Source organism: Chamaesiphon sp. VAR_48_metabat_135_sub, assembly GCF_031418915.1.
In the GTDB taxonomy this organism is placed as follows: Bacteria; Cyanobacteriota; Cyanobacteriia; order Cyanobacteriales; family Chamaesiphonaceae; genus Chamaesiphon.
Map to the genome: position 1 here is coordinate 1 of NZ_JANOJV010000318.1, position 3,081 is coordinate 3,081.

The 3,081-nt window shown below is 46.7% G+C and carries 1 protein-coding gene and 1 pseudogene; both read right to left on the bottom strand.

Going from position 1 to position 3,081, the window contains the following annotated elements; translation table 11 throughout:
* Positions 1 to 551, bottom strand: a pseudogene (locus RMO55_RS21650) (phosphoketolase); the annotation flags it as partial.
* 138 nt (positions 552 to 689) lie between these two features.
* On the bottom strand, positions 690 to 3,081 hold a 2,392-nt coding region (locus tag RMO55_RS21655), incomplete at its 5' end, for a PAS domain-containing protein (protein WP_310430199.1).

Here is a 3,081-nt window from a genome sequence, read left to right on the forward strand (position 1 = left end):
AAACCACCATCGCCAACAGTAAAGGGGAATAATTTGTCCGGGTGCAATTTCGCCGCAGACATAGCAAAATGTTGCCCTTGACCGAGTGGCCCTGCTGGAGCGAGAATACCAGGTATAAAGCCTGATAAGTGACCGATCAAACCATCTTTTTCGCGGAACTTATCGCGCAATTGCTGAATGGTATTGATACCCATTGCTTCTAAAGACCTGTCGAGAAACATGGCACTATAGAATCCAGGCGCATGATGTCCGACTTCGGTGAGAATATTCTTATGTCCGAGCATCACCAAAGAAGCATAGACTTCAGCTTGGCTGGCAAATCCGCCGGGATGTCCCGATGCTTTACTGGCGCAGACTTGTAGGGTGAGATAACGCAGCGCGTCAGCGTAGAGCAAGGTTTGAAAAGCAGCAGTGGGATTGCTGGAATCGGCGATACCCGTTTGCCCAACAGCAATAACTGGCGTGCTTCCATGCGTATCAAACCCTGGGAGCAATTCCCCAAAATACTGAATTCCCTCGGCAAATGCTGGAGTCTGAACAGCAGTAGTCATAAATAATAGAGTTAAATATACGATCGATCTCTATTATCCGATGTCTGCGACCCTTGTAGATAAGAGTTGACGAATCCGATCTACCTGATGGCTATAAATCGATCTATTCGGCAAGTACAGGAATTTTGGTATGTAGAATTAGCTACACGGGTTAACTCGTCCAGTTAGATTCGCCACCATTTGAATGAGTTGAGCGGGATAAATGGGTTTAGCTAGATGTACTTGAAAACCAGCATCGATCGCGCGTTGTCGTTCTCTGTCGCTGACATAGGCGGTAATTGCTGCGGCTGGAATCTGTCCCCCAATTTCAGCAGCTAAGGCTCTCACCTGACGAATTAATTCCAATCCATCTTCTTCGGGCATCCCAATGTCTGCCAAAAGTGCGTCGTACTTGCCCTCAGATGCTCTCAGAGCGGCGATTGCCGCTTTTGTCGAACTTGTAATGGTTACTTCGGCTCCGGCGGTTTCTAGGACGTATTTCATCAGATCGAGGATATCCGGCTCGTCATCAACTGCGAGGATTTGCAATCCGGCGAGGGAGGAAACTTCTTGAGTTGGTACCTCGACAGGCTCTATAAATATGGGTGCTCGATCGGGTGTAAGATCTAGCGTTAACTGAATAATGAGGGTAGTTCCTTGTCCTTCACCCGCACTTTCGGCGCGGACGTTGCCACGGTGCAGTTCAACGATGTGACGAACGATCGATAGTCCCAATCCTAAGCCATGAGTGGATTTGCTACTACTAGAGTCGCCTTGGTGGAATCTGTCGAAGATATGGAGCAATAGTTCGGCACTCATCCCTTGTCCATTATCGCTGACACTAATTTGGGCATAGGTTTGAACGGTTGTGAGGGTAATATTTATTCGTCCACCTGTAGGGGTGAATTTAATCGCATTTGTCAGCAGATTCCACAGCACTTGTCCCAATCTGTCGATATCGCCGCTAATCGTTACGGGAGTTAGATTTGAACTAATCTGAATCGATTTGGCTGTGGCGGCAAGTTCGACGGATTCGATCGCAATATTCACAACAGAAACTAGATCGAGTTTGACTAAATTTAGCTGCAATTTACCACTGGCGATGCGGGAGAGATCGAGCATGTCCTCGATCAGTTGGGATTGGGCTTTGGCACTGCGATAAATAACTTCTAAACCGCGCTCGATCCTGGCTGGATCTAGCTTATTGCTTTGGATCAGTTGTGCCCAACCGATAATGGCGGTGAGCGGGTTTCGCAGTTCGTGGGAGAGGTTGGAGAGGAAATCATCTTTGGCACGGCTGGCTGTTTCGGCGGCTTGGCGAGCTGATTGTTCTAGTCTGAGTAGTTTCGTTCGTTCGCCTTCAAATTTCTTTCTTTGGGTAATATCTTCGATCGATAGCAAAATTCGCGGTGTATCCCCGACAGCAATAATCTTCCAGGCATTTAGCAGCATGGTTTTCTGGCCGATTTTCTCGAACAGATGTTCGACCTCAAAGTTGCTGAGAATCCTACTATCAGCAAGAATATCTTCGAGGATCGATCGCAAGCCTGGGATATTCCACTGACCATTGCCTAGCTCGAAAATCGTCGAGTTAGCGGTTTCTGTTTGGGATACCTGAAAGGTTTCGCAGAAAGCTCGATTGGCGGTATTTACGCTGAAATCGGCTTCGAGTACTAGGAGTGGGACTTGAACGGTTTCGACGATCGCTTCGGCATAATTTCGCGCTGCTTCGACGATGGTTGCGCTACGTTTGAGCGCGTCGATATCGAGTAGCACCAAAACTACGCCGTCGATTCGATTTTCGACGGTACGATAGGGACGGATGCGCAGCGTGTACCAATATCCAGTTTGAGTTTGGATTTCTAGTTCTTTGAGGGTGAGCGTTTCCAGTACTTCGAGAATTAGTGCATCTAAATCGGCAATATTTAAGTTAGTGCGGATATCGCTCAAAGGTCGTCCGGTATCGGTGGCGATAAAGTTAAATAACTTTTGAGCCATTGGCGTGAAGCGGCGGATGCGCAAGTCATTAGTTAACATCAAAATCGGGATGTTCATACTAGCGAGTAAATTAGTCAGATCGTTATTGATAATATCTACTTCGGCATTACGGCGGCGGAGTTCGTCGTTGGTGGTATTTAGTTCCTCATTAGTTGCCTGAATTTCTTCCTTGGCGGTTTCTAATTCCTCATTCGTACTCTGCAATTCTTCATTGCTCGATAATATTTCTTCGTTAGCAACTTTCAGATCTTGGTTACTATATTCCTGCTCTTGGATCACAGCGCGTAAATATTCCTGCGTCGCCGTGCGTTCTTGACTTGCGGTGTTCAGTTCTTGTCTGAGTCGTAAATTTTCCTCTGCTAAATCGCTCTGAGTAACTGTCGAATCGATCTGTCGATCCTGACTAATTACGCTAATCGGGGCATCTTCAAATAGGACTAAAAAACGAGGCTCTGCTACGGTAGGAATATTAAACGGAATTACCTGAAGATTGAAGCTAATAGAACGGTCATTTTCGCTGAGTTGCAGTCCATTTTTAGTGACAGTTGAGTTA